General features: G+C 59.3%; 5 protein-coding genes. 4 read left to right on the forward strand and 1 reads right to left on the reverse strand.

The features are described from left to right. Positions 1 to 656, forward strand: a 656-nt coding sequence (locus tag ACIREA_RS27400) for a TatD family hydrolase (RefSeq protein ID WP_397385503.1), incomplete at its 5' end; no start/stop codon positions are given. Here ACIREA_RS27400 and ACIREA_RS27405 read toward each other — a convergent pair. Then, on the reverse strand, positions 646 to 1,452 hold the full coding sequence (locus ACIREA_RS27405; protein ID WP_397385504.1) for an FkbM family methyltransferase: 807 nt from the start codon (positions 1,450 to 1,452) through the stop codon (positions 646 to 648). The two genes, ACIREA_RS27400 and ACIREA_RS27405, sit on opposite strands and share 11 nt — an antisense overlap. Positions 1,453 to 1,579: 127 nt before the next feature. Here ACIREA_RS27405 and ACIREA_RS27410 point away from each other — a divergent pair, with 127 nt between their 5' ends. The 3 genes from ACIREA_RS27410 to ACIREA_RS27420 form a co-directional block, all read left to right on the forward strand. Next, on the forward strand, positions 1,580 to 2,398 hold the full coding sequence (locus ACIREA_RS27410) for an LpxI family protein (RefSeq protein WP_397385506.1): 819 nt from the start codon (positions 1,580 to 1,582) through the stop codon (positions 2,396 to 2,398). A 144-nt stretch (positions 2,399 to 2,542) separates the two neighbouring features. Then, the gene (locus tag ACIREA_RS27415) at positions 2,543 to 3,358 is read left to right on the forward strand and encodes a type II secretion system protein (protein WP_397385507.1); all 816 of its coding nucleotides are present in this window, start codon (positions 2,543 to 2,545) and stop codon (positions 3,356 to 3,358) included. A gap of 244 nt (positions 3,359 to 3,602) precedes the next feature. Beyond that, positions 3,603 to 4,398: type II secretion system protein (locus ACIREA_RS27420; RefSeq protein WP_397385508.1), on the forward strand; the 796-nt coding region annotated here is incomplete at its 3' end.

Here is a 4,398-nt window from a genome sequence, read left to right on the forward strand (position 1 = left end):
ACTTCCGCCAGATCACCGAGTATGAGCCGAAGCGTGCCGCGAAGTTTGGCATCCAGCATTACTCCTGGCTGTGCATCAATCCTAAGGAAGCGGAGGATATCAAACTGGCGGATGACGTCATCGCGCTAATCCCGCAGTTCATCGACAAACCGGGCGTGCTGGGCATTGGCGAGATCGGCCTGAACAAGAACAGCCGCAACGAGTTGAAAATCTTCGAGCAGCATGTGCAGGTGGCGCAGGATTACGATGCGCTGGTGCTCATCCACACGCCCCATTTGGAGGACAAGCTCAAGGGCACGCGCCTGATCGTCGAGGCGCTGAAAAACTTCCCCAAGATCAAGCCCGAGCGCGTGATCATCGACCACGTGGAAGAGCACACCATCGACCACGTTTTGGATCATGGCTTCTGGGCGGGCATCACGCTGTATCCTGAAAGCAAATGCACCCCGAACCGCGCCATCGACATGCTGGAGCAACGGCACGCCGAACAAATCTGGATGAACAGCGCCTGCGACTGGGGCATCAGTGATCCCCTCGCCGTGCCGAAGACCATGCAGGCCATGCGCCAGCGCGGGTGGACGACTGAGATGATTCAGAGAGTGGCGTGGGATAATCCGCGCAAGTTCATGGGGCAGTGCGAGAAGTTTAAGCTGTGACGCGCCAGACGTAGAGGTTCTCGCCGATCCATTGCTCACATGGCAGTGTGGCTATGGAGGTGAAAAAGGCGCGGCTGCAGCCGGGCTTGTAGCGATCATGCAGCTCAATGACGATGGCTTCGATGTTTTCAATCCATGCGGCGCTGGATTCAAAGACCTCCTTTTCCGCGCCCTCCACATCCATCTTGAGCAGGTCCACCCGGCCCTGAGGGAAATGCTTGAGCAACGACGGCATGGAAAGGGCGGCCACCTGGCACTGGATGCCGGCTGACTGCGATGACTCTTCCACCCGCATGGCCCAGGAGCCGATGCCCGGATCCGTCAGGGTGATCTCCCCGTCGCGGCTCCAGACGGCAGCCTGGATGATCTCCACGCCCGGCAGCGCCCCGAGGTGGCGCTGCATCATGGCGAAATTGGCCGGATCGGGTTCGACGGCGACGATTTGGGTCTCTGGAAACTGGGTGCGAAAGTAGAGTGAGGCCAGTCCGGTATTGGCCCCGAGATCCAGGATGGTGCCGGGGCGGGCATCGAACGGCAGGCGATACTCGTGGTCGATGAAGATTTTTTTGTAGACCTCGATGTCCGTGCCGCCCGCACGGAGGATCACAGGAGCCTTCAATGCAGGAACCTGGACCGAGATTTCAAACTGCTGCCGCAGCACACTGACACGCAGCCAGACCATGAGACCCCGCACAAAGCCCAGCACCTGCACGTGGAGAATCAGCTCCCGGATTCGAGCCTTGAGCAAGGACAAGCCGACGGGCTGATTGGGTGGATTGACCGGAAATGGCGTCATACGAGCACGGGCAAAAGAGAGGGAAAGGACGCAAAGGACAAGACCAAACTGCGAGCGGGAGTCCTTTCCGTCCTTCTTTCGCGATTGCGCTCCCTGGAGCCCCCGCCATAGCGTAGGCGCTGTCCGTATGACCGCCCCGAACCTCGACACCATCGCCCTCATTGCCGGAAACGGCATCTATCCGGAAACCTTTGTGACTGCGGCGCGCAAGGCCGGGGTGAAGAAGCTGGTGGCGGCGGCTTTCACGAATGAGACGAAGCCGGAGCTGGCAGGGATGGTGGATGCCATCGAGTGGTTTCGCGTGGGGCAGCTGGGGAAGATGATCTCCTTCTTCAAAAAGCAGGGCGTGACGCAGACGGTGATGGTGGGGCAGATCGCGCCGAAGAACCTGTTTGATCTGCGCCCGGACTTCCGCACGCTGATCATGATGGCGAAGCTGAAGCAGCGGAACGCGGAGACGCTGTTTGGCGGCATCGCCAACGAGCTGGCGAAGGACGGCATCACGCTGCTGCCTGCGACGACTTTTCTCGAAGATCTCATGCCCGGCCCCGGCCATGTGGCGGGACCGCAGATCAAAAAACGGCGGCAGGAGGATGCGGAGTATGGGTTTAAAATTGCCAAGGAAAGCAGCCGGCTGGACATCGGCCAGACGGTGGTGGTGAAGAACGGCACGGTGCTGGCGGTGGAGGCCTTTGAAGGCACCAACGAGGCCGTCAAGCGCGGCGGCAGCCTGGGCCGTGGCGGCGCCACGATGGTGAAAGTATCAAAGCCGAAGCAGGACATGCGCTTTGATGTGCCCGTGGTGGGACCGGAGACGATCCGCACGGCAGCGGCTGCTGGGGTGGACTTGATCGCCGTGGAGGCGGGCATGACCCTGCTCCTCGGGCGAGAGGAAGTTTTCAGGCTCTGCCAGGAGCTCAAAGTGACTCTTCTGGCCCTGGCGTGAGTTTTACCTACGCCTGCCGCCACGTCGTGGACGGCTAAATTCTTGTCTCGTATTTCAGCCCGCGTTTGGGTCTAATGGCGGTGGATAGCGGAATATTCCGTTATTCACATAACATAATAAAGCAAAGATAAACAAACGCATAAAATGAAAACGAAACGAAACCACGCCTTCACTCTGATCGAGTTGTTGGTGGTGATCACAATCATCGCGATTCTCGCGGGATTGGCGGTACCCACCTACACCATCGTTCAGAGGATCGCCAATCAGAACAAAGGCGTCAGCAACGCCAGGCAGGTCATCCTCGCGATGAAACTGTTCGCAAAGGACCACAGCAGCCAGTACCCCGACACCGTGCCCAATCCGGTGACCGGGAGCCTGGCCCAAAACGCCAATGACGCGTTCCGCTACATGATCCAGGAAAAGTGCGCTCCGGATGAGCGCATCTTTGGCTGCCCCTCCGGTTACAATCCGGACGGTACCATCGGTCTGAGCCCCAACTATGGCAATGCCTTGCTGCCCGGTGAAAACCACTGGGCGATGACGGCCGGCCAGACGGACACCACGGTGGGCAACATGCCCCTCGTGTTTGAAAACCCAGCCTCCCCAAGCTGGCCTCCGCTCTGGAATGCCGACATGGCAGGCAAGATCGCTCCGGGCCGGACCTGGGCCGATGGCAAGATCATCATTGGGCGCAACGACGGCAGCGTCGCGCTCGAAGCGCTGGCAGACACCAAAGGCATGGTCGGCCCCAAAGGCATGGCCGGTAACTTGAACCTGTTTACACAGGCCTCAGACGGCATCCCGCAGCGCGTTTTGCAGGTGGTTTATGGCAACCAAGGGCAAATTGAACGCATGCTTGCTGACCCAAGTCTGCCCCCGCCTCTCGCCGTGGGCGGCACTCCTGCAGCCCCTCCGGTTCCCGGTTTGACTCCCGGAGGCCTGCCGCCAGCGGGGCTGTGATCAGTCATAAAATCTAGAGACATACCACGCCGCCGGATGCACGCCATCCGGCGGCTTTTTTGTGCCCGGGTTTGCAGGCGATCCCCCTGCCCCATGCGTAGCACTTTGGATGACTTTGCCCCGGTGCCTCGAAAGGTGACATTTTTTTCTCGCATTTCAGCGCATGGTTGGGTCTAATCCGTGGGTGCCGAATTAATTCCGGTGTCCTAATAACATCATAACCAACCAAAAACATACCCACATAATGAAAACGAAACGAAACCAAGCCTTCACTCTGATCGAGCTGTTGGTGGTGATCACGATCATCGCGATTCTCGCGAGTTTGGCCGTGCCCGCCTTCACGATGGTCCAGACCCAAGGCAACCAGATGAAAGGCGTCAACAACTGCAAGCAGGTCATCCTTGCTCTGAAGCAGTTCTCCAAAGACAACAACAGCCAGTATCCTGACTCCGTGGCGAACCCGCTGACAGGCAGCATGGCCCAGAGCGCCAACGACGCCTACCGCTACATGATCCAGGAACAGATCGTGACGGATGAGCGCATCTTTGGCTGCCCTGCCGGCTACAATCCGGACAACAACATCGGCCAGGCCCCGAACTACGGCAATGCGCTGATGCCAGGTGAAAACCACTGGGCCATGACCGGCAACCAGACGGACACCACCGTTGGCAACATGCCAATCGTCTTTGAAAACCCGACCTCCATCAGCTGGCCTCCCCTTTGGAATGCCGACGTGGCAGGTCAGATCGCTCCCGGCCGCACCTGGCCTGGTGGCAAGATCATCATCGGTCGCAACGACGGCAGCGTGGCCGTTGAAGCTCTGGCAGGCAAAAGAGGCTCCATCGGTCCTAAAATCATGGCTGGCGGTCTCAACCTCTTCACCCAGGCTTCCCAGGGCATCCCGCAGCGCATCCTGCAGATTGTTTATGGCAACAACAGCATGAACACCGGTGGCGGTGTGAACCAGGGCCAGATTCCTGGCAGCCTTCCTCCTCCTGGCGGCCTTGGCGCTCCCCTCCCTGGTGGACTGCCCGGCGGTG

The sequence above is a fragment of the Prosthecobacter sp. genome, from assembly GCF_044373815.1.
Taxonomy (GTDB): Bacteria; Verrucomicrobiota; Verrucomicrobiia; order Verrucomicrobiales; family Verrucomicrobiaceae; genus Prosthecobacter.